The 21,730-nt window shown below is 42.0% G+C and carries 20 protein-coding genes; 10 read left to right on the top strand and 10 right to left on the bottom strand.

Going from position 1 to position 21,730, the window contains the following annotated elements:
• Window positions 1-92: 92 nt before the first annotated feature.
• From NE558_RS04505 to NE558_RS04535, 7 genes are all read right to left on the bottom strand, one after another.
• Window positions 93-1,739, bottom strand: a complete 1,647-nt coding sequence (locus NE558_RS04505) for a SulP family inorganic anion transporter (protein WP_256148717.1) — start codon at window positions 1,737-1,739, stop codon at window positions 93-95.
• A 315-nt stretch (window positions 1,740-2,054) separates the two neighbouring features.
• A complete protein-coding gene (locus NE558_RS04510) occupies window positions 2,055-2,984 on the bottom strand; it encodes an ABC transporter permease (RefSeq protein WP_256148718.1) in 930 nt (309 codons plus the stop codon).
• Between the two features lies 1 nt (window position 2,985).
• Window positions 2,986-4,062 (bottom strand): ABC transporter permease, encoded by a 1,077-nt coding sequence (locus tag NE558_RS04515; RefSeq protein WP_256148719.1) that lies wholly within the window; start codon window positions 4,060-4,062, stop codon window positions 2,986-2,988.
• Window positions 4,059-5,579 (bottom strand): ABC transporter ATP-binding protein, encoded by a 1,521-nt coding sequence (locus NE558_RS04520; protein ID WP_256148720.1) that lies wholly within the window; start codon window positions 5,577-5,579, stop codon window positions 4,059-4,061. The genes NE558_RS04515 and NE558_RS04520 overlap by 4 nt, the downstream gene beginning before the upstream one ends.
• Window positions 5,580-5,619: 40 nt before the next feature.
• Window positions 5,620-6,741, bottom strand: coding sequence for a BMP family ABC transporter substrate-binding protein (locus tag NE558_RS04525; RefSeq protein WP_256148721.1), 1,122 nt, complete (start codon window positions 6,739-6,741; stop codon window positions 5,620-5,622).
• A 132-nt stretch (window positions 6,742-6,873) separates the two neighbouring features.
• Entirely contained in the window at window positions 6,874-7,449 is a 576-nt protein-coding gene (locus NE558_RS04530) for a xanthine phosphoribosyltransferase (protein ID WP_066046940.1), read from the bottom strand.
• Between the two features lie 495 nt (window positions 7,450-7,944).
• Window positions 7,945-8,127, bottom strand: coding sequence for a hypothetical protein (locus NE558_RS04535; protein WP_256148722.1), 183 nt, complete (start codon window positions 8,125-8,127; stop codon window positions 7,945-7,947).
• 131 nt (window positions 8,128-8,258) lie between these two features.
• On the opposite strand from NE558_RS04535, the gene NE558_RS04540 reads away from it, so the two are divergent.
• From NE558_RS04540 to NE558_RS04565, 6 genes are all read left to right on the top strand, one after another.
• Window positions 8,259-8,747, top strand: coding sequence for a zinc ribbon domain-containing protein (locus tag NE558_RS04540; RefSeq protein ID WP_256148724.1), 489 nt, complete (start codon window positions 8,259-8,261; stop codon window positions 8,745-8,747).
• A 461-nt stretch (window positions 8,748-9,208) separates the two neighbouring features.
• Window positions 9,209-10,600, top strand: a complete 1,392-nt coding sequence (locus tag NE558_RS04545) for an MATE family efflux transporter (protein ID WP_256148725.1) — start codon at window positions 9,209-9,211, stop codon at window positions 10,598-10,600.
• 117 nt (window positions 10,601-10,717) lie between these two features.
• Window positions 10,718-11,506, top strand: coding sequence for a divergent polysaccharide deacetylase family protein (locus NE558_RS04550; protein ID WP_256148726.1), 789 nt, complete (start codon window positions 10,718-10,720; stop codon window positions 11,504-11,506).
• A 211-nt stretch (window positions 11,507-11,717) separates the two neighbouring features.
• Complete coding sequence (locus tag NE558_RS04555; protein WP_256148727.1) at window positions 11,718-12,281, top strand: Holliday junction resolvase RecU; 564 nt, start codon at window positions 11,718-11,720, stop codon at window positions 12,279-12,281.
• Window positions 12,275-13,657 (top strand): TldD/PmbA family protein, encoded by a 1,383-nt coding sequence (locus NE558_RS04560; RefSeq protein ID WP_256148728.1) that lies wholly within the window; start codon window positions 12,275-12,277, stop codon window positions 13,655-13,657. The genes NE558_RS04555 and NE558_RS04560 overlap by 7 nt, the downstream gene beginning before the upstream one ends.
• Before the next feature lie 2 nt (window positions 13,658-13,659).
• A complete protein-coding gene (locus NE558_RS04565) occupies window positions 13,660-15,003 on the top strand; it encodes a TldD/PmbA family protein (protein WP_256148729.1) in 1,344 nt (447 codons plus the stop codon).
• A 210-nt stretch (window positions 15,004-15,213) separates the two neighbouring features.
• On the opposite strand, the gene NE558_RS04570 is transcribed toward NE558_RS04565, so the two are convergent.
• Both NE558_RS04570 and NE558_RS04575 read right to left on the bottom strand, forming a co-directional pair.
• Window positions 15,214-15,501, bottom strand: a complete 288-nt coding sequence (locus NE558_RS04570) for a hypothetical protein (RefSeq protein ID WP_256148730.1) — start codon at window positions 15,499-15,501, stop codon at window positions 15,214-15,216.
• 2 nt (window positions 15,502-15,503) lie between these two features.
• Window positions 15,504-15,800, bottom strand: a complete 297-nt coding sequence (locus NE558_RS04575) for a DUF2089 family protein (RefSeq protein ID WP_256148731.1) — start codon at window positions 15,798-15,800, stop codon at window positions 15,504-15,506.
• Window positions 15,801-16,120: 320 nt separating this feature from the next.
• Here NE558_RS04575 and NE558_RS04580 point away from each other — a divergent pair, with 320 nt between their 5' ends.
• On the top strand, window positions 16,121-16,270 hold the full coding sequence (locus tag NE558_RS04580) for a hypothetical protein (protein ID WP_256148732.1): 150 nt from the start codon (window positions 16,121-16,123) through the stop codon (window positions 16,268-16,270).
• A gap of 312 nt (window positions 16,271-16,582) precedes the next feature.
• Here NE558_RS04580 and NE558_RS04585 read toward each other — a convergent pair whose 3' ends face one another.
• Window positions 16,583-18,208, bottom strand: a complete 1,626-nt coding sequence (locus tag NE558_RS04585) for an MBL fold metallo-hydrolase RNA specificity domain-containing protein (protein ID WP_256148733.1) — start codon at window positions 18,206-18,208, stop codon at window positions 16,583-16,585.
• A 224-nt stretch (window positions 18,209-18,432) separates the two neighbouring features.
• On the opposite strand from NE558_RS04585, the gene glgB reads away from it, so the two are divergent.
• The 3 genes from glgB to NE558_RS04600 all read left to right on the top strand — a co-directional run bounded on the left by glgB (window position 18,433) and on the right by NE558_RS04600 (window position 21,534).
• Entirely contained in the window at window positions 18,433-20,670 is a 2,238-nt protein-coding gene (gene glgB / locus NE558_RS04590) for a 1,4-alpha-glucan branching protein GlgB (protein WP_256148734.1), read from the top strand.
• Between the two features lie 207 nt (window positions 20,671-20,877).
• The gene (gene rpsU, locus NE558_RS04595; RefSeq protein ID WP_022255363.1) at window positions 20,878-21,054 is read left to right on the top strand and encodes a 30S ribosomal protein S21; all 177 of its coding nucleotides are present in this window, start codon (window positions 20,878-20,880) and stop codon (window positions 21,052-21,054) included.
• Window positions 21,055-21,081: 27 nt separating this feature from the next.
• A complete protein-coding gene (locus NE558_RS04600; RefSeq protein WP_066046959.1) occupies window positions 21,082-21,534 on the top strand; it encodes a GatB/YqeY domain-containing protein in 453 nt (150 codons plus the stop codon).
• The last annotated feature ends 196 nt before the right edge of the window (window positions 21,535-21,730 follow it).

Below are 21,730 nucleotides of genomic sequence, written 5' to 3' on the forward strand. Positions count from 1 at the left end.
AAAGCCTGTTGCTTATCTAATCAACAGGCTTTTTGCTATTAATGGTTTGGATATAGGTTTATGGTTTTTAGCTTGCTTAACAGGTGCGTATCTTAAGCGGCCATTTTTCCTTTTGCACGGTTTGTCAGAAGAACTCGCTCCACGCTCCAATAGAAATTTTCCTCTCCGATGACTTCTTTTAAATCCGTTCTCTGCATCATCTTCATGGTGTGGGTAGGGAGGCCGCAAAGGGCAACATCAACTCCCTGATTGCGTAAGCTCTCAATCAGCTCTCGCAATACTTGGGCGCAGGATATATCAATATTGGAGACACCACGCATGGAGAACAGTACGGTATCTGCTCCCTTTACCTTTTCTGCAATATCTGAGATAGCCTGTGTATTGGCAAAAATCATAGGGCCTGTAATATAAACTACTTTTGCGTTGCTATAGCGTTCACATAGAACGGGGTCTGTAACGTTCATGCGGCTCATATCAACATCTTCGTAATTAATTTCTATAAAAGAAAGTCGCGTTACAAGGAATACCAAGCCAATGACTACACCAATTAAAATTGCAATGGTTAGGTCGAACACAATAGTTGCCGCCATGGTTGCCACAAACTCCAGCATTGCCCCTTTGAATTTGTGAGAGAAGATATAGTGTATCGATTCCCATTCATTCATACGCCAAGCCGTAACCATTAACACTCCGGCTAAGGCGGCAAGGGGAATTTGGGACATAACAGGTGCCAGAAGGAACATGGAAATCAAAAGCCCCACGGCATGAAAAACACCAACTAAGCGGGTTTGCGCCCCTGATTTCACAGCAACGCTGGTACGAGCTATAGCTGCTGTAGCAGGGATTCCACCGAAAAATGGCAAAAGAATATTTCCCACACCTTGGGCAATCAGCTCTTGATTACTGTTTAAGCGCACCCCTGTCATTCTGCCAGCACTGGCACCGCATAAAAGGCTTTCTATCATACCTAAAATTGCAATACTAAAGGCAGGGGTTACTAATTCGCCTAAGGTTTTTATGTTTAAAGCCGATAAGGTTAAGCGGCTTTCAGGAATTAGGGTTTTAGGAATTTCTCCAACAACGGCAACATCTAGTTCTAGGAACAAAGAGACTGCAGTGGTAAGTATAATGCTCAAAAGAGATGCAGGAATAACTGCACTCCATTTTTTTGGAAAGAAAACCATAAACAGCACTACAAAGGCGCCCAATAATACGGCGGTTAAATTTGGTGAAAAGCCTAAATAGGCATAGCTGAACAGCTTGGAAATTGCTGAAGTACCCTGAGAATGGGTGCCAAAAAAATTGTCGATTTGTCCTAAGGCAATAATAACAGCAATACCCGAGGTGAAGCCTGTAATAACAGGGGCGGGGATAAAAGCCGTTAACTTACCCAGGCGAAGAAGACCGGAAAGTAGCAATAAAATACCTGCAATGAGCGTTGCAATGTATACCCCATTTAGCCCATAAGTAGCCACCAAAGACATAAGGATTGCAGCCATGGCACCTGTAGGCCCTGAAATTTGATAATATCCCCCGGATAAGCCGCTCATAACCAGTCCTGCAATAATAGCTGTTATTAAGCCAGCCGCAGCGTCAGCACCACTGCTGACACCGAAGGCCAGAGCCAACGGCAAGGCAACTGCCGCAACGGTAAGACCCGCCATCAAATCCTGTGTTAATTTGGATGCGTTATATCCTTTGAACTCTTGTTTTAAGCTGTCCCCAAAACTGCCCAGCATGAAAATATCCCCTCTCGAATCACAAAAAAACTGTATTATTAAAATTATCTTAGAAAGTCGCACCCGCTTATCATAACAAAGCAGATTCCCTTTCTCAACAGTAAAAACAGGGATTTTAAGTAGAATTGTAGAGGTTTTTTTGTGCAAGATTATTTGTATTGTGCAGTGTTTAAAAGGAAGGGTGGAATGATATGAAAATAAGAAGTCCTTTTGTGTAAGGTGGACGAAACAGACGTTCATTATGGGACGGAGGGTGTAAAAAAACCTGCTTTCCAGGATGGAGCATCAAGGTAAGCAGGCGTATTTTTTTGATGATTAACGTTCCTCTCTGAAATAAGGATTGGTTAAATCAGCAGGAGGTAAATCTTCTTTTTTGTTTTTTCTTGTACTGATAATTACAATGATAATGGTTGCCGCATAAGGAAGCATGTCAATCAGGTATTGGGAAATCTGTATTCCCATACTCTGTAAACGGAAGCCCAAAATGGACAAACCGCCAAATAAGAATGCGCCAAACATTGCCTTAATTGGATTCCAAGAAGCAAAGATTACCAATGCAACGGCAATCCAACCACGTCCAGAAATAATATGCTCCTGCCAAACGGGAACCGTCACCAAAGACATATAAGCACCTCCTAAGCCGCACAACGCGCCGCCTAAAAGGATGTGAACGTATTTATACAGGGTTACATTAATGCCTGAGGCATCCGCAGCTGCCGCACTTTCTCCCACTGCTCGAAGGTTAAGGCCTTTTTTAGTGCGAAATAGATAGTAGGTTGCGATGATAATGGTAATGTAACCAAAGTAAACAAAAATATCTTGTTTGAACAAAATTTCTCCAATATAAGGAATAGAGGACAAACCAGGAATTGGTCTTGGGGCAAAAAAGCTTTTGATATCCCCGGGAACGATGGAGCCCATTACTCTTTGTCCTAGGAAGCTGGCAAAGCCTTCGCCGAAAATGGTCAGTGTCAAGCCGCAAACCGTTTGATTCACCCGAAGGGAAACGGTTAAAAAGGCGTAGAGCAAAGCACCGACTCCTCCTGATAAAACTGCACCCATCATAGCCAGGATAGGATTATGGGTATTCAAGCCAACAATAAATCCTACGATAGCACCCATATACATCATACCTTCTACACCAAGGTTCAGATGGCCTGCCTTTTCGGAAAAAATTTCGCCTAAGGTGGCGAAAAGAAGAGGGGTACCCGCTATGATTGCAGCGGAAAGAAAACCAACTAACATCTTATTTCGCCTCCTTTTTTACTTTTATATATTTATGGAACTGCACCTTGTATTGCAGGAAAAATTCACTGCCTAATACGAAGAACAGAATAATTGCCTGAATCATATCTGCAACAGAGGCAGGAACTTGCATGGAAATTTGAATATAATTTCCTCCCTGCACCAATATGGCAAAGGCGATACAAACAAACAGTGTGGCAATGGCATTTAAGCCTGCCAGCCAAGTGGTAATGATTGCTGTAAAGCCGTAGTTGGCGGAAAGGGAAGCTGATAGAGTTTTCTCTACCGCTGAGGCCTGAATCATACCTGTTAAACCGCAAAGACCACCGGAAAGCAGCATAGAGATAATGATAACGGAGGAGATATTCATGCCGGCATAGCGGGCAGTTTCAATGCTTTCTCCAACGACAGAAATTTCATAGCCTTTCTTAGTGTGGTTCAAAAAGATATAAACCAGAACCACCAAGATTAAGGCAATGATCCATCCCATATGCACTCCGCCAACGGATGGAAGGATGGCATCATTAGAGAAGGTTGCAATTTTGGGAAAGCCTTGAGAAGCGGGATCCTTCCAAGGGCCATATTGCAAGTAGGTGACAAATTTGATTGCCAAATAGTTCAACATTAAAGTGAAAATGGTTTCATTGGTACCCATTTTAGCCTTAAAGAATGCAGGAATGAAAGCCCAAAAGCCGCCCATTACCATTGCCGCAACACCCATGGATAAAAGCATCAATGGTCTTGGAAGGTCAAAATTCAGTGCAACGGCAGAAGCCGCAAAAGCACCTATCATAATCTGACCCTCGCCACCGATATTCCAAAACTTCATTTTAAAGGCAACCAAAATACCTAGGGAGGTTATCACCAAAGGAATTGCCTTAAGGGTAGTTTGCTGAATACGGATGGGGGTACCCAAGGCACCTTTGACCATAGAGGTGAAGATTGTAATGGGGTTATAGCCCAAAAGGGCAATAATAAAGCCTGCAAATACAATGGAAAGTGCCACCGACAGGGTGCGAATCAATATGGCTTTATTACGGGGCAAATCATCTCGTTTTGTGATTTTCAAGGGAATCATGATTTTACCTCCTTTTCCAATGCGCCGCCTGCCATTAAAAGGCCGATGTCTTCTTTCGTAATTTCTTCGGGGTTAACGATACCTGTCATTTTACCACCACAAAATACCATAATTCTATCACAAAGGGCCATCAAAACGTCTAAGTCTTCGCCGATGAACAGCACGCCGACACCCTTTTTCTTTTGCTCATTTAATAAATCATAAATTTTATAAGATGCACCAATATCCAACCCTCTGGCAGGATAAGCGGTAATTAAAACCTTTGGATTGGAGTCGATTTCTCTACCCAAAAGAACCTTTTGGATATTTCCGCCGGAAAGTTTTTTAATCGGGTGGTGTACGCCTGGAGTCAAAATTTCCAGTTGTTCTACCAATCGTTCTGCTTTTTTCGTGCTTTCTTTTCGATGCAGAAAAAAGCCGGGCTGATTGGGATAATCTCTTAAAATCATGTTATGCACCATATCCATAGAGCCTACCAAGCCCATGCCCAAACGATCCTCGGGAATAAAGCCCATGCGGATGCCTAAGCGGATAATATCTCTGGGACTTTTCCCCAGAATGTTGGCGTTTTCGAAGAAAATACGTCCCTTTTCCGCAGGAAGAAGCCCTGCGATAGTCTCACAAATTTCCTTTTGACCACTACCGGCTACACCGGCAATGCCTAAAATTTCACCTGCAAACAGGTCGAAATTAATATCTTCTAAAGCGTGCTTATTTTCTTTGGTGGAAACATAAAGACCATCTACCTTAAGCAATGGATTCTCTTGGGTACAATGAGGTTTTTCCAGCTCCAAATCTACCTTTTTACCAACCATCATTTCAATCAGACGATTTACTTCCACATCCTTGGTTTCTACGGTTTCGATAGACTGACCACGACGTAAAACAGTGATGCGGTCGGAAATTTCCATAACTTCGTTCAGCTTATGGGTAATGATAACCACGGCACAGCCTTGTTCCTTCATGTTTCTTAAAATGGCAAAAAGACGCTTGATCTCCTGAGGGGTTAGAACTGCGGTTGGCTCGTCCAAGATGAGGATTTTTGCACCACGGTACAACACCTTTATGATTTCCAGCGTCTGTTTTTCACCTACAGACATTTCGTAAACCTTTTTATCCGGCTTGATATCCAGTCCATATTGGTCGCAAATGGTTTGCATCTCTTTGGTGAGTTGCTTGCCACGCAAGGCGATGCCCTTGCTTCCCATGACCATATTTTCCTTTGCCGTCATAACCTCCACCAGCTTAAAGTGCTGATGAATCATACCAATGCCCAAAGCGATGGAGTCCTTGGGGGAGGAAAAATCCACTTCTTTGCCCAGAATAGAAATGGAGCCGCTATCGGGAGTATAGATACCGGAAAGCATACTCATAAGAGTACTTTTTCCGGCACCGTTTTCTCCTAATAGCGCATGAATCTCACCGTTATATACAGTGAGATTCACGTTTTCGTTCGCCTTAACGGACCCAAAAGCCTTGGAAATGCCTTTCATTTCGATTGCTTTTACGGGTTCCATATTTTTTTCTCCTAGTATTTTCTTAAGGAAGCACTGATTCTTAGTTTACAGCGGAAACGCCTTTTACTAAGCTCTGCATTACTGTCCAGATGCCAGCTCTGTCAAGAGTTTCGCCTTCTTTAACCAGTACATTTCCCTTTGTATCATAGATAGGTCCAACGAATACTGGGTATTCGCCAGCTTCCATTTTCGCTGCAACTTCGTTTACCTTAGCCTGAACTTCAGGGGGTACCAAATCTGTCATAGGTGCAAGGCCAACATAGCCGTCTTTCATTGTGCCATAGTAAGATTCGGGAACATAAGTGCCAGCAATGATTTTTTCAATGGTAGGTACCAGATATTTATCGTGGTGCCAAACGGGAGCTGTTAAGAAAGCACCGGGAACGATTTCGGAGTTATCCAAGTTGTAGCCGATTGCAAGCTTGCCAGCTGCTTCTGCTGCAAGCTGAGGGCCTGCGGAGTCAGCATGCTGTGTGATAATATCGCAATCCTGAGCCAACAAGGATTCAGCGGCTGCTTTTTCGCCAGCGGGATCGCCCCAGCTATTGGTGTAAACAACCTTAACCTCTGCGTTGGGGTTTACACTCTGTGCGCCCAATGCGAAGGCATCAATACCAATGTGTACTTCTGTATAAGGGAAAGCTGCAACATAGCCCAGCTTATTTGTTTTTGTCATCATACCTGCAATCATACCGGTCAGGTATCTGGGTTCTTCCATGGCACCAAAGTAGTTGCCAAAGTTTTTGTCGTTCATTTTGTTGCCGGAGAAATGCAAGAAGGTTACATCAGGATATTCTGTAGCCAATTCATCCAATGCATCCATGAAGCCGAAGCTTGTACCAATAATAATGGTAGCACCTTGGTCAATCATATTCATTGCTGTGGTTTTAACAGTTTGCTTCTCCTCGGATACGTTTTCAGCAATAATGGTTTCTACCTTATCGCCAAAATATTCCTGAACAGCCTTTGTACCGTTATGCTGTGCTTGGGAATAGCCGCCGTCATTTTGGGAGCCGATGTAGATAAAGCCTACCTTTGTTGCCTCTGCTGCTGGAGCCTCTGCGTTCTCTGCGGGTTTGGTATTACCGCCACAGCCAACCAAAGCTGTCATGGACATTGCTACTGCCAACGTCAACGCCAAAAATTTTGTTAACTTTTTCATGGTTCCTCTCCTTTTCTTTTAACATCATTTTAAAATAGTGACAGGTATGTTAAACGCCCTCCCCTTTTTATGAAGGCGAAATAACCAGAAAATAGAAAAGCTTTATTTTTGAATCACATAAAGAAGGACGTATTAATCTTTAAAATAGATTTTTCCGTCCTCAATGTTTGTAATGACAGCCAAGGAGTCAACGTAATAACCCAAATCCCTTAGCTTTTTACTCCCACCTTGAAATTCCTTCTCCACAATGGCTGCGATGCCGCATACAGTTCCACCTGCTTGCTCAACAAGGTTTGCGAGACCTGCCGCCGCTTCGCCATGGGCAAGAAAATCATCAATGATAAGAACCTTGTCATCCTTGCTCAAGTATTGCTTAGAAACCTTGGCAATGGAAACAGTGCCCTTTGTAAAGGATTTTACGGGAGCACCGTAGAAGTCCTCATTCATTGTGCTGGGTTGTGCTTTTTTTGCAAAAACAACAGGCACTAGATCGAAATAAATGGCTGCTATGGCGGCAATGCCAATACCGGAGGCTTCAATGGTGAGAATTTTGTTGATTCCCATATTCCCGAAGCGGCGATAAATTTCTTTGCCCAATGCCATAAATAAGCCAATATCCAACTGGTGATTCAAAAAAGAATCCACCTTAACGATCTCCGTGCCTATTTCTGTTCCGTCGTTGATAATTCTGCGTTTTAACAATTCCATGATTAATGGCTCCCTCTTATTACTGAAAACTCGATGCTTAAAAAGGTATTTTAATTATACGGTGGGACTCTGATGATGTAAATAGGATAAAGCCGAATTGTATAATATTTTGTTATGATGCATAGTGGTGGTAGGAAAATAAGCGAAAAAGGGACATGAAATGTATGAACCTTTGGAAAAAAGTCATGAAAGAAAACAGTTTTTTTTTATAAAGCAACTGAGCCGTGTGTATTTTTTTGTTGATATGTAAATTTTCTGTAAAGATATATTAATGTTTTTGAAAGAAATAAAATATGAAAGGCTAAAGAAAATGGAAAATTATGATATTTTTTCGTATTTTAAATACATTTCTTTGCCCAGAGAAGGGGAAGATTAGAAAAAAAGCAGTGTTTGAGTATACTATATAGAGTACGTATCTTTTCTTTGAAAAGGTGCCGACATAATCGGCACCCCAAGGAAGGCAATAAGGAAATAGATTCTATTCCTTAAAAAGCATTATTTTCTTTCACCATTTGCTTTTTCAAGCTCATGAAGAGAGTTGTGCTCGTTGATACGACCAAGAATATCTTGACGCTCTTCGGTGGTAAGGGTATAAAAGCGTTTCATATCTGAGTCGTTATGGGCAATTTCATTAGCCAGTTCAGGCTTAAGGGTTGATATATCCTGAAAAATTTTCATGCTTTCACCTCCTAAGCTCATTATGTGAAAAAATCCGAAAAAAGATGCAGGGAGAATTGATTTTTCACACATAATACCTATAATAAAAATAAAGATATACTGTGTTGAATATTGGGGAAGGAGCCAGAATTATGGACTTATTGGATAAACTGGGTGAGGCTGCCAGAAACTTGACAGAAAAAGCAGGAGACAGCCTAGAGATTAATCGTTTAAATGGTGAAATTTCCATTGAGAAGGGAAACATACAGTGCTATCAAAGGGAATTAGGAGAGCATTATTGGGCAAAATTTGCTGTTGGGGAGAAGTTAGACCAGGAGGCAATGCTGATATGTGATAAAGTTGTTACCAGTCAAGATCGAATTCGTCAGTTGATGGTGGATATTGATAAAGTGAGAAAGGAACGGGAAGCAATTTTAGATGAGCGGGCAAAAGCCAAAGCATTGCAGGATGAAAAGGCAGAACAATCTTCGGAGAAGACAACTCAGGACGAAACAGAAGCTGTTACAGATGAAAATTCTGAAAAAACAACGGAATGGCCCCAATTTTGCCCCAATTGCGGCGGTGGTGTAAAAACAGGGCAACGTTTTTGCATGTTCTGTGGCGCTGAGATAAAGGGATGATTTCGTTGACTTGCTAATTTTCCTATGATACCATCAATATAGAAGGAAGAGAATAGACTCTTATATAAAATGATTAACTGACAGAAGGAAATGCCATTATTTTTTAGGATGTATCGTATACTATGAAATAAAACAATTCTTCGGAAATGGGAGATACCATACCGGCGGTAAAAGCCCGCGAGCTAAGGTGAAGGCCAAGGCAGGATTCGTTGCAATGCGAAGCCGACAGTCAGTCTGGATGAGAGAAGAAGGTTATGGAACACTCACGGTGGTGGGCTGCCTTTTTCTGCGAAAAATTCATGAAAAAAGCATTCTACCCCAATTGGGCAGGATGCTTTATTTTTTTATAAAAATTGCAGAAAATTCAACTCAGAGGGAATTTTTAAAAATCATTTGCAAGGAATAAGATCCTAGTGAATTTGATTTCAAGCTTAGTAAGCTGTATTTAAGGGGGCGTTTGTATGGCACAGGAAAACAAACTGGGTACGGAAAGAATCGGGAAGCTTTTGGTTCAATTCTCCGTCCCTACTGCACTGACTTTAATTGTTAACAGCCTATATAATATTGTGGATCAAATTTTTATTGGGCATGCTGTGGGGATTGATGGAGTTGCGGCAACAAACGTTGCGTTTCCTTTGTTTATTCTGACTGCCGCATTGGCTTTGATGATTGGTGATGGATGTGCCGCAAATATCAGCCTGGCTTTAGGACGCAAGGAAGAAGAAAAAGTGGAAAAATATTTTGCCAACGGTCTGCTCTTGCTTTTATTAGCGGGAGTTGGAGTTTTTGTTATGGGTACGATTTTTCTAAAACCATTGCTGTTGTTTTTTGGTGCCTCTATGACCGTTCTGGATATATCAGCGGATTATACGAAAATTCTTTTATGGGGTGTGCCATTTTCCGTACTAACTATGGCTCTTACTGCTGTGATTCGAGCTGACGGGAATCCACGCTACATGATGCGCACCATGATGCTAGGGGCCGCAATTAATTTGGTTTTAGACCCCATTTTTATTTTGGGCTTTCAAATGGGGGTTAAGGGGGCGGCTTTGGCAACCATTATTGGTCAATTTGTTTCGGGAAGCCTTGCCCTGGCGTATATTCCTAGAATGGAACATATCTCCTTTCGCAAAGAAAAAATGGCATTAGATAGAAAATATGCCTTAGATATTTTTAAACTGGGTTTTCCCAGCTTCTGTATGCAGACTGCCACAGCTGCAACCCAGATTGTGATGTATAATTTAATGCGCAAATATGGTGCGCTTAGTGTTTATGGCAGTGAAATTGCTCTGTCTGCCTATGGTGTTATGACAAAGCTCTATCAGATTGCCCATGCAATGTTTGTAGGGCTTTCGGCAGGGACACAGCCTATTCATGGGTTTAATTTTGGTGCAAAGCAGTTTGACCGTGTGCATAAAACTTATCGAATTGGTTTTTTTGCTTCTCTTGTTATTTCTTTTGTTTGGTTTGGGATTTTTCGATGGGGGGGTGCGTACATTGCTCAAATTTTTGTGCAAGATGAACCGCTATTTCTGGAATTTTCAAAGCATTGTTTTCGTGCTTATATGCTTGCCTTTTTCTTATATGGTCCACCCCAGATTACAGCATCCTTCTTTCAAGCTATAGGCAAGCCTATGAAAGCCCTTTTGGTGGCATTAGCAAGACAAGTGCTGTTTTTGATTCCCATGGCTTTGCTGCTTTCACGAGAATATGGCATGGATGGTGCACTAAACGCTGCACCTATTGCGGATACCATGGCATTTTTACTGGCGATGGCATTGGTTTTTTATGAGTTTCATAGTTGGAAGAGAACCTTTGAACTATCAAAAAAAGGTGGGCATTATAACGGGTGAAGCGTAAAAGGAGGCCCATGGAGGGCTTTTCCCTGCTTCCGTTTGTCAAAATGGGGCATATTGGACAAATTTCCTGTGTATTTATAAATAACAAACGGCATAGAAAGGCTGAGGAAAATGAAAAAAAGCTGGAAAAGCGGGTTATGTTATTTATTATTATTTGCCTTTTGTTTTATGGGCGGAAGAATGACTGCAGAAAGACAGGCAGTCAGGGCGGCCAATATGACGCCAAGTGGGAAGCTTGCCATTGTGATTGATGATTTTGGATACAACGGAAACGGTACGGATAAAATGCTTGCCTTGCCCATTCCCTTCACAGCGGCAGTGATGCCTTTTTCGGAATATTCGGCAGAAAATGCAAAAAAAGCAGTTGCGGCAGGCAAAGAAGTGATTATACATATGCCCATGGAATCTACAATGGGGAAACGAGAATGGGTTGGAAATAAGGGTGTTTTTTTGGACATGAACGACGATGAAATTAAAGCTGTAGTGGAAGAGGCCTACGCTATTTTACCAGAAGCGGTTGGTATGAATAACCATATGGGTTCTGCAATTACAGAAGATTCCAAAAGGTTGGGAGATGTTTTGGATATTGTTAAGGAGAAAAACGGATTTTTTATTGATAGTGTAACCACCTGCAATAGTGTGGCAAAAGACTTGGCAGCGGAAAAAGGGGTTCCATTCTTTAAAAGAAGTGTTTTTTTAGATGGTACTAATGATGTGGAAACGGTAAAGAAAAACCTGCGTAAGGCGGCGGATATTGCCTTAAAAGAGGGAAAAGCCTTGGCAATTGGCCATGTAGGTCCTGAGGGTGGGGATGTAACTGAGCGAGCCATTGAAGAGTTAATTCCTGAATTGGAAAAAGAGGGGATTACCTTTGTTACAGCAGGAGACTTGGTGGAGTAATATTTAAAATATGCCCGAGGACTCTGTTTGAATTTATTTGAATTAATAGAAACAAATAACCCATAAACAAAAGTTTGAATTTGCCAAATATGAAGGGTTTTTGCGAGGGGTTTTGACTTTTTCTTTTTGCCAAAGATATGTTATAATGAAAGAACGAAAGGGTAGGGTTAAAACTGCTTTTAGAGAAAGATATACATATTTAGGAGGAGAAATGTCGCACTGGAATTCAAGGGGACTCAGGGGAAGTTCATTAGAAGAAAACATTAATTTTACCAACGAAAAGTATCGGCAAAGAGGGCTGGCACTTTTTCAAAAGGTGCCTACGCCCATTACGCCGGTAAAAATCAATCAAGAAAATAAGACCATTACTTTAGCTTATTTTGAAAAGCAAAGTACGGTTGATTATATTGGGGTTGCCCAAGGGGTACCTGTTTGTTTTGATGCAAAGGAAACGTCTCATAAGCATTTACCATTGCAAAATATACATCAGCACCAGATAGAATTTATGGCGGATTTTCGTGCCCAACGGGGATTGGCTTTTCTTCTGGTGAATTTTACTGCATTAGAGGCATACTTTTTACTGCCTTTTGAAATTTTGAAAAAGTTTTGGGAGGAGGCAGAAAAAGGTGGACGAAAATCCATTCCTGTTGAGGCATTTGCAGAAAAATACCGCATTCAGAAAACAGGCAATGGTTTATTGCATTATTTGGAAGCAGTAAGTCTATACTTAGAAGAAACAGAGGAAAAAGAGAGAAAGGAAGGTGGCTTATGCTAAATAAAAATGTGGTGGAAAATACGCTGTCGGCGGCATTGGGTTCAGGGGCCGATTTTGCAGAAATATATATGGAGCAGACCAAACGAAATTCCATAAGCGTGGTAAACGGTAAGGTGGAGTCTGTGCAAAGCGGTCTGGATTATGGCGCCGGAATACGGTTGTTTTTCCAAAATAAAGCGATTTACGGATTTACGAATGATACCTCGGAAAAAAATTTGATTCGCATTGCCAGAGAAGCGGCTGCTGCGGCAAGGGGAGATCGGGTTTACCCATTACAGGGGTGGCAGAGAATGGATTTGGCTTGCAGAAACCCCATTCAGATTATGCCTGATACTGTGGAGAAAAATAGGAAAGCAGAGAAACTTTATTTGGCGGCGGAAGCGGCAAAAAACTATAGCCCTTTGATTCATCAAACAAGGACAGGCTGTTTGGATATTGTAAAGGATGTGTTTATTGCAAATACAGACGGACTTTGGGCAGAAGAACAGCGGGTGCGTAGTCGTTTTACTGTAGAAGCCATTGCATCCTCAGCAACAGAGAAACAAAGTGGACATTTGGGGCCTGGTGGTTCTGTAGGGTTTGAGCTTTATGATATGATTGACGTGGAAGAGAAGGCAAGAGAGGCAGCGAGAATTGCCGTAACCATGCTAGGTGCAAAGCCTTGCCCTGCAGGAAGAATGCCGGTGGTAATTGATAATGGTTTTGGCGGTGTTATTTTTCATGAGGCCTGTGGACATAGCTTGGAGGCCACGGCAGTGGCAAGAAATGCTTCTGTTTTTGCCGGTAAGATGGGACAGCAAATTGCTTCCTCTGTTGTGACTGCCATTGATGATGGTACCATTCCCAACGGCTGGGGATCAGCCGCTATGGATGACGAAGGGACGCCCACGCAACGAAATGTTTTGATTGAAAATGGAATTCTACGTTCTTATTTGGTGGATAAATTAAATGGTAGGCGTATGGGTGCTAAGCCGACAGGTTCTTCAAGGCGGGAAAGCTATCGCTATGCTCCTACCAGCCGTATGACCAATACGTTTATTGACAATGGCAAAAGCACCACCGCTGAAATCATCGCCAATACGGAATATGGCCTGTATGCAAAGCAAATGGGTGGTGGCAGCGTGGATCCGGCCACTGGCGCTTTTAATTTTGCCGTTTTGGAGGGCTACCTGATTCGTGATGGTAAAATTGCCGAGCCTGTAAGGGGAGCAACCTTAATCGGCAAGGGCATGGAGGTTTTGATGAAGATTGACATGGTAGGGAATAATCTTGCCCGTGCCCAAGGGATGTGCGGCAGTATCAGCGGCTCTATCCCCACGGATGTAGGACAGCCTATGATACGGGTAAAAGAGATGACTGTTGGCGGAAGGGGGTAAGGGTGTTGGATAGACAGGCTTTGCAAAAACAAATGATCGTAGAAGCCCTCAAATGCGGCTTTACCGATTGTGAGGTATTTTATTTAGGCGGAGAAAGCTTTGAAGTGCTATTGATGGAGGGAGAAGTCTCAAACTACGAGAACAGTAGTGAAGCAGGAATCGCGTTTCGTGGAACCTACTGTGGACGTACAGGCTATGCTTTTTCGGAACGCTTAGAGGAAGACTGTATTCCTTTTTTGATAGACTCAGCCAGAGAAAACGCTATGCTTATGAGTGAAGATGAGCATGAGGATTTATTTGCAGGAGAGGCTTATCTTGAATTTAGCGGATACTACCCAGAATTGGAGCGGGTTTGCGTGGAAAAACGGATACAGCTTGCAAAACGCATGGAGGAAGCGGCGTTAAACGGTGCTGAATCTATTGCTTCCCTTGATTATTGTGTATTGGGTATTGGAAAAAGAGAAGTTTCTATTGTTAACAGCCTTGGATTGGATATTTCCTATACGAAAAACTTTGCCTCCAGCTACGTCAGTGCCATTGCTAGGGCGAAAGATGAAACCAAGAAAGGCTCTGCCTTTTGGAAGGGCACCGATTGGGCAGAGTTTAACCCTGAGGAAACAGGCAGAAGGGCGGCAAAGCGGGGGGCTGAGCTTTTAGGAGCCAGCTCCGTTAACAGCGGCACCTATCAGGTGGTTTTGGACGGAAAAGCAATGACCTCTCTTCTTTCCTCATTTAGCGGTATTTTCTTTGGGGAAAACGTGCAAAAGGGCTTTTCCTTACTTAAGGATAGAGTGGGTGAGCAGATTGCATCTTCTTGTGTTACCTTACGGGATGATGCTTTGTTAGAGGGCGGATATGCCTCTGTGCCTTTTGACAGTGAAGGCGTTGCAGGAAAAAATAAAGCCCTGATAGAAAAAGGATACTTGAAAACGTTGCTTTATAATCGCAAATCAGCAAAAAAAGATGGTGTTGCCTCCACCGGTAACGGCTTTAAGGCGGGTTTGACAGCTCCTGTGAAAACGGCGTGCACCAATTTTTATATCCAAAAGGGAGAAAAGACGTTGGAGCAACTTTTCTTGCAAATGGAAAATGGCCTTTTTATCACTGATTTTATGGGACTTCATGCGGGAACAAATGGGGTTTCAGGAGATTTTTCTCTTTCAGCAGAAGGGTTTCTGGTTGAAAAAGGAAATATCATAAGGCCCGTGGAGCAGATTACTGTAGCAGGAAATTTTTATACTCTTTTAAAAGATATTCTGGCAGTGGGAGAGGATTTATATTTTTCAGCAGGTGGAAAGGGTTCCCCTTCGGTTTTGATCAAAGGAATAGTAGTTGCAGGAAATTAGAATCTGAATTTATTTTATATTCCTCCAATATCAGGTTGCTTACAAAAAGTCATAGTATCTTGGTTAATCCCCAAAACTATGGATAGCTGTAATTGTCCTTTTGTTGGAGGAATTTTTTCCAGTTTCTTCTTATGGGAATACTTTGAAAACTTCCTAAAGATAAAACAACACAAATAAGGGGTTTTGAATAAAAATAGAACGATGGCAAATCTAATTGATGTCTTTTGCTCTCATTTTTTCTAACTCTGCTTGTTGTATTTTTTTATATTTATCTCTTCCAGTAGCCCAATCCCCAAAAAATAAAATATTTAGAATCAAAAAAGGGAGAAGATTCCTTGGTTCAAGAGGTATTATACCGCTTGCAAAAACATAAGTTGAGCCGATGAATATGAGTATTGGAAGGATACCGCCCCACAATGGGCTTTTTAATTTCGTACAGAGAAGATATTCCGCAAACATCAGGACACCCGCAATAAAAAAACCATTCGTAAAAAACATTTTCATTTCTCCTTTTCTTTTTTATATTTTTCGATAATTATTTTTGCAGTTTCTAAATCAATTCGAGAATCAACGGCCAATCCCTTAATAAAAGTTTGAAAGGGTTCTTCCTCCTGTTGATCGCTCATTTCTATTTTTTGAATAAGTTTGTCTAGCCTCAATCGGACTGTCGGGTAAGAAACCTCATACAGCTTTGCAATTTCTTTTAGAGATCCGGATTTTAGCACAAAATTCTTAAGAAAGGCTGCGTCCTCCTGACTTAAGGCAAGTACCCATTGGGGAATTTTATCAAGTTCCAAATGTATGTCTCCTTTCACTATAACTTTAATTTAATTTATTATAACATTAATAATATTAAAGTCAATAGGAAAGTGAAATTGAATATATGGTTTTTCTTGCTAAAACAAACGGGCACTTGGAACTGCAAGAAGCTATGATTTCATTTTAAAATATGTTGAGATGGATTCATAAAGTTTTGGGTACTTAAAATCAATTAACCGCGTTAAGGGAATTTGATTTAAACATAATTTGGTTTTAGTAAGCAATATTTGCCTCGGTTACTTAAAGATGTTATACTGGAAAAATAAGGATGTCTAGCATGGGATAAGGAGGTTCAGCGATGGAGGCCATAAACTCTTTTGCAGCGTCGAGCGTAATTTTTTCGGTGTATATGGTTGTTTTAGCTGTTTTTCGCTTAGGGCTGGGGGTTACACTGGCAGTTTTGGCTATTAAGTGTATGTTGAAATACCTGAAGAAAGACGAGTCGTAATATCAAATAATCACAACCAAAGAAAGGGCATCTTCCTACTATTTGCAAGGATGGCCTTTTTTGGTGTTCAAAAAGGGGATTCCCCTTTGACATGGGCCTCTCACCCAAGGCTTCAGCAAGGTGGCGGAGGAGAAATGAGGCATACCTTATGGATAAAAGGTTTTTAAATATTCCAGCTTGCTGGGATGAGTAAAGCCTTCCGGGGTAAAAACTCTGTTTTCCAAGTGCTTTCCTTATAAAAAGCTGGTTTTTCCTAAGAGGAAAGGCACCCTTATTTGAATTAAGGATGCCTTAAATTATGGGATAGCAGGGTTACTGCTCCAGCTTATCTGCAAAATCTTCCAGTTGCTTTAACAGTTGTTCCATATCTTTATTTGCGCCGCCTTTGTTTTGATTGATAATGCGGGTTAGGCGTTGGTTTGCCAAGTCAAGCCGATTTGCCAAATACATTGCACGTTTTCCACCGGAGGATACCCCTTTCTGCTGAGGATATTCCTTTGGTTTTACAGGGATTTTAACACCCTCTGACAGTAGTATTCCCGTTGCCAAGTCGTAGCAGGCGCCACTATAGGGTGCAGCGGACTGAAGTTGATAGTCTTCTTTTAAACAGCGGGCAAATTCGTCCGCAACAAGGTCATCTCCGTGAACAACAAATACTCTTTCGGGTTTGGGCTCAAAATGGTTAATCCAGTTGAGCAAGCCCTTTTTGTCAGCATGACCACTGACCCCAGCCAACTGTTCAATATGGGCATTCACCGTAATGGTTTCGCCGAACAGGCGAACCTCCGTTGCACCTTCTACGATGATTCTGCCTAGGGTTCCCATGGCTTGATAGCCTACGAACAGGATGGTGCTTTCTTTTCGCCATAAGTTATGCTTTAAATGATGACGAATGCGTCCGGCTTCACACATACCCGAAGCGGAAATGATTACCTTGGGGGCTTTATCGAAGTTAATCGCCTGAGAATCTTCAGGGGTTACTGCGGTAACCAGTCCGTTAAATTCCAGAGGGTTGATTCCGCTTTTCACCAGCTCCATGGCCTTGGTATCATAACAGTCCATTCTGTTCTCTGTGAAAATTTTCGTTGCTTCTATGGCAAGGGGACTGTCTACATAGACCTTAAAATTCTCATGGTTTTTAATCAGACCCCTCTCTTTAATTTCTCGAATAAAATAAAGCATTTCTTGGGTTCGACCAACGGCAAATGCGGGAATCACTAAGTTTCCGCCACGGTCAAAGGTTTCTTGAATATGCCTTGCCAATTCCAAAACATAGTCAGGTGGAGGATTATGCAGTCGGTCGCCATAAGTGCTTTCCATAATGACATAGTCAGCTTCCGTGGTATAGCGAGGGTCGTGAATAATAGGCTGATTCAGATTACCGATATCACCTGAGAAGACTATTTTTTTAGTAATTTCCCCTTCTGTAAGCCAAATTTCAATGCTTGAGGAACCCAAAAGGTGACCCACATCGGTAAAACGGATTGTAATTCCTTCGGTTACAGGAACATCTATTTCATAATCCCAGGCATGAAACAAAGAGGCAACGGCAGAGGCTTCCTCTGTGGTGTAGAGGGGTTCAAAGGGTGCAGTTCCTGCCCTTTTTGCCTTTCGGTTTCGCCATTGGGCCTCAAATTCCTGAATATGGGCGCTATCTAATAGCATAATACGGCAAAGGTCTGTGGTTGCCTCCGTTGCATGAATTTCACCGCGAAACCCGTTTTTGTAGAGAAGGGGCAAAAGCCCCGAATGGTCAATATGAGCATGGGAAAGAAAAACGTAATCAATTGCAGAGGCGGGCACGGGAATTTCTTGATTTTCATAAGTATCTCGTCCCTGCTCCATACCGCAATCCAAAAGAATGCTTTTGCCGCAGGCTTCGATATAATGGCAACTGCCGGTTACTTCATGGGCGGCGCCTAAAAACATTAATTTCATGTGATTCCTCCTTAAGCGTACAAGTTTTTGCATTACTTTTTTTCTTTTTTAGTATATCCCCATTTATTCACAATGACAAGACGGTTCTTTTTTGTCAGATTTCTATTGGGGGTGTCGAAAACGCCTGCATTTTTGTATGGAAACAAATGGACAAGTGGTATATAATAAAGTGGACTAATTGGGTGGATAAAATGACGGTGCACAGAAAGAAGGGGGCTGATTTTATGGAAATAACTGAGCTATATGATATATTTCAAATCGTGAATGGCGAACATTACGACCCTCATAGAGTGCTGGGGATGCACGTAATTGAACTTGACGGGGAGACTGCCGTTGGCGTAAGAGCCTTTTTACCTGATGCACAGAAAATTACCGTTATTGATATGAAAAATAAGAAGAAACAGTACCCAATGACAAAAATTCATGAGGATGGATTCTTCGAGGTGTTGCTTTGGGATCGCAAGGAATGGTTTCGCTATATGCTGGAGTATACCAATAACAGCGGCATTACATGGCAAAGCTATGACCCCTATTCCTTTTTGCCCACCATTTCTGAATATGACAGGTACTTATTTGGAGCGGGAAGTCATTATGAAATTTATGATAAAATGGGGGGGCGGCTCATCACCCACGGTGGGACAAGGGGCGCCGCCTTCACGGTTTGGGCGCCCAGTGCAAAAAGTGTAAGTGTCATTGGCAATTTTAATCAATGGGATAGTCGTCGCCACCCCATGCGTCGTTTGGGGGTTTCAGGGGTTTGGGAGCTTTTTATACCCGGGCTGATGGAAAATGACCAGTATAAGTTTCATGTTATACAATGCGATGGAACCCCTGTGGATAAGGCTGACCCCTATGGCAGATACGCTCAGGTTCGACCCGAAACAGCATCTATCCTTTTTAACCCCAAAAAATATAAATGGCGTGATAAACGGTGGCTGACTGCCAGAAGCAAGAAAAACCTTTATGCCATTCCCATGAATGTGTATGAGGTGCATTTGGGCTCATGGATGAGAGTACCGGAGGAAGGCGACCGGTTTCTTAGCTATACGGAACTTGCAGATAAACTAATCAGCTATGTGAAGGACATGGGCTACACTCATATTGAGCTTTTACCTGTGCAGGAGCATCCCTTTGATGGAAGCTGGGGCTATCAGGTTACAGGATATTTCGCGCCCACCAGCCGCTTTGGAACCCCAGATGAATTTAAGTATTTTGTGGATGCTTGCCATAGCAACGGAATAGGGGTGCTGTTAGACTGGGTACCTGCCCATTTCCCCAAGGATTCCTTTGGTTTGGGACGTTTTGATGGAACGGCACTGTATGAACATGCAGACCCCCGTCGAGGAGAGCATAGGCAATGGGGAACCTATATGTTCAACTATGGCAGAAAAGAGGTCAGTAACTTTCTAATCAGCAATGCCTTGTTTTGGCTGAAGGAATATCATATTGATGGATTAAGGGTGGATGCTGTGGCTTCTATGCTTTACCTTGATTTTGGCAAGGAAGCGGGGGAATGGACGCCAAATCAATATGGCGGGACTGAAAATTTGGAGGCCATTGAATTTATTAAGCACATGAATTCCATCATTAAGGAAAAAGAGCCCAGCGCACTTATGATTGCAGAGGAGTCTACTTCATGGCCCGGCGTTACTAAGGATCCTAGAGAGGGCGGTTTGGGCTTTACACTAAAGTGGAATATGGGCTGGATGAATGATTTTCTGTTTTATATTAAAAATGACCCATTATTTCGTAAAAATCATCATAATCGACTGACCTTTGGCATGGCTTACCATTATTCTGAAAATTTCATGCTGGTACTTTCCCATGATGAGGTTGTTCATGAGAAAAGCTCCATGGTTGGAAAAATGCCAGGGGATGATTGGCAGAGGTTTGCAAATCTCCGTCTTGCCTATGGTTTTATGTACGGGCATCCCGGGAAGAAGCTACTATTTATGGGCGGGGAATTCGGTCAGTATCATGAATGGTGCGAAGCAAAAAGCTTGGATTGGCATTTATTGCAATTTGCAGACCATCAGCATATGCAGACCTATGTACGTGAGCTGAATCAGTTTTATTTAGAGAATGAGGTTTTTTGGAAAGAGGATTTTGACCCCCATGGGTTTAAATGGATTGATTGTGATGACAAAGATGCTTCTGTTGTATCTTTCATACGTCGCAGTGAGGACAAAGAGGTTTATTGCATTTGCAATTTCACCCCCAATCTGCATAACCAGTTCCGTTTGGGTGTACCGAATAAGGGCAAGGTTCAAGAAGTTTTCAACAGTGACAAGCTTGCGTTTGGAGGCAGTGGTGTAGTAAATGATGGGGAAATTCTTTCTGAGGATGTACCATGGAATCATTACAGCCAAAGTGTCTCAATTCAGATACCTCCTTTGGGAATTGTTATTTTAGCACCTTTGGAGGCGGAAAAGGAAAAAACAGCAAATAAAGTAAAAAAATAGCTTCGGATATCAATATATAGTAGGTTTCCCTAAAACCGTTGCAGAAGATATAGAGGGCTTGTATATTTTCTTAGAAAAATAAAGGTCTTTATATTGACGGGTGTTGCTTTTTTGTGTATAATTCTAAAATGTATGGTAGAAAGGCGAATCTGGCGCCCATTTATCATAGGCAACAACCGAATCTCGCATCTGGAGGGAGGGAAATTCATGTCGGAGGTAAAAGTTAAAGAAAATGAATCCTTAGACAGCGCACTGCGTCGTTTTAAGAGAACGTGTGCCAGAGATGGCATCATGGGCGAAGTTCGCAAAAGAGAGCATTATGACAAGCCCAGCGTTAAGCGCAAAAAGAAATCCGAAGCCGCAAGAAAACGTAAATTCAAATAATTCTATACGGCGAAGAGGGATGATGATATGTCATTAAAAGAGCAACTTTTTGCAGATTTAAAAACTGCGATGAAAGAAAAGGATTCTGTGCGAAAGGATACAGTTCAGCTGATCCGTTCGGGCATCCTTCAGATCGAAAAGGACAATAAAGTCGAGTTGGATGATGACGGCGTGATTGAAGTAATCACTAAGCAGCTGAAAAGTAGAAGAGATTCCCTTCCCGAATTCGAGAAGAGCGGAAGAACAGATCTACTTGAAAAACTCAATCAAGAGATTGACATTTTGTTGGGTTACCTTCCAGAGCAATTGAGCGAAACCGAAATCCAGACGATCGTTGAAGAAGCCATAAAAGAAACCGGTGCCTCCTCCATTAAAGAAATGGGTAAGGTTATGTCGGTGATTACACCGAAGATAATTGGGCGGGCCGATAACAAAATCGTTGGCAGTTTTGTAAAGAAAATGCTCCAGGGCAATCAATAATCAAGGCATAATTTGAAAGACCTGTTGGTTTATACCGACAGGTCTTTTTCTTTTTGTCAAAAATGTTTTAGAAATAACCAGTTTTTTGTACGAAAAATAATACGTTTTTACTTGACTTTGAACCTAAGCGTGTTATAATTGCTTTAATTAATTAATGCATAACCGCATATGTGTATTAAAGCAAGCGGTTCATTTT

Origin of the sequence: Anaerotignum propionicum (assembly GCF_024461735.1) — a bacterium.
Taxonomy (GTDB): Bacteria; Bacillota; Clostridia; order Lachnospirales; family Anaerotignaceae; genus Chakrabartyella.

Coding starts and splice junctions, on each gene's coding strand:
- NE558_RS04505 (WP_256148717.1), bottom strand. CDS start 1,739: ATGCTGGGCAGTTTTGGGGACAGCTTAAAACAAGAGTTCAAAGGATAT.
- NE558_RS04510 (WP_256148718.1), bottom strand. CDS start 2,984: ATGTTAGTTGGTTTTCTTTCCGCTGCAATCATAGCGGGTACCCCTCTT.
- NE558_RS04515 (WP_256148719.1), bottom strand. CDS start 4,062: ATGATTCCCTTGAAAATCACAAAACGAGATGATTTGCCCCGTAATAAA.
- NE558_RS04520 (WP_256148720.1), bottom strand. CDS start 5,579: ATGGAACCCGTAAAAGCAATCGAAATGAAAGGCATTTCCAAGGCTTTT.
- NE558_RS04525 (WP_256148721.1), bottom strand. CDS start 6,741: ATGAAAAAGTTAACAAAATTTTTGGCGTTGACGTTGGCAGTAGCAATG.
- NE558_RS04530 (WP_066046940.1), bottom strand. CDS start 7,449: ATGGAATTGTTAAAACGCAGAATTATCAACGACGGAACAGAAATAGGC.
- NE558_RS04535 (WP_256148722.1), bottom strand. CDS start 8,127: ATGAAAATTTTTCAGGATATATCAACCCTTAAGCCTGAACTGGCTAAT.
- NE558_RS04540 (WP_256148724.1), top strand. CDS start 8,259: ATGGACTTATTGGATAAACTGGGTGAGGCTGCCAGAAACTTGACAGAA.
- NE558_RS04545 (WP_256148725.1), top strand. CDS start 9,209: ATGGCACAGGAAAACAAACTGGGTACGGAAAGAATCGGGAAGCTTTTG.
- NE558_RS04550 (WP_256148726.1), top strand. CDS start 10,718: ATGAAAAAAAGCTGGAAAAGCGGGTTATGTTATTTATTATTATTTGCC.
- NE558_RS04555 (WP_256148727.1), top strand. CDS start 11,718: ATGTCGCACTGGAATTCAAGGGGACTCAGGGGAAGTTCATTAGAAGAA.
- NE558_RS04560 (WP_256148728.1), top strand. CDS start 12,275: ATGCTAAATAAAAATGTGGTGGAAAATACGCTGTCGGCGGCATTGGGT.
- NE558_RS04570 (WP_256148730.1), bottom strand. CDS start 15,501: ATGTTTTTTACGAATGGTTTTTTTATTGCGGGTGTCCTGATGTTTGCG.
- NE558_RS04580 (WP_256148732.1), top strand. CDS start 16,121: ATGGAGGCCATAAACTCTTTTGCAGCGTCGAGCGTAATTTTTTCGGTG.
- NE558_RS04585 (WP_256148733.1), bottom strand. CDS start 18,208: ATGAAATTAATGTTTTTAGGCGCCGCCCATGAAGTAACCGGCAGTTGC.
- glgB (WP_256148734.1), top strand. CDS start 18,433: ATGGAAATAACTGAGCTATATGATATATTTCAAATCGTGAATGGCGAA.
- rpsU (WP_022255363.1), top strand. CDS start 20,878: ATGTCGGAGGTAAAAGTTAAAGAAAATGAATCCTTAGACAGCGCACTG.
- NE558_RS04600 (WP_066046959.1), top strand. CDS start 21,082: ATGTCATTAAAAGAGCAACTTTTTGCAGATTTAAAAACTGCGATGAAA.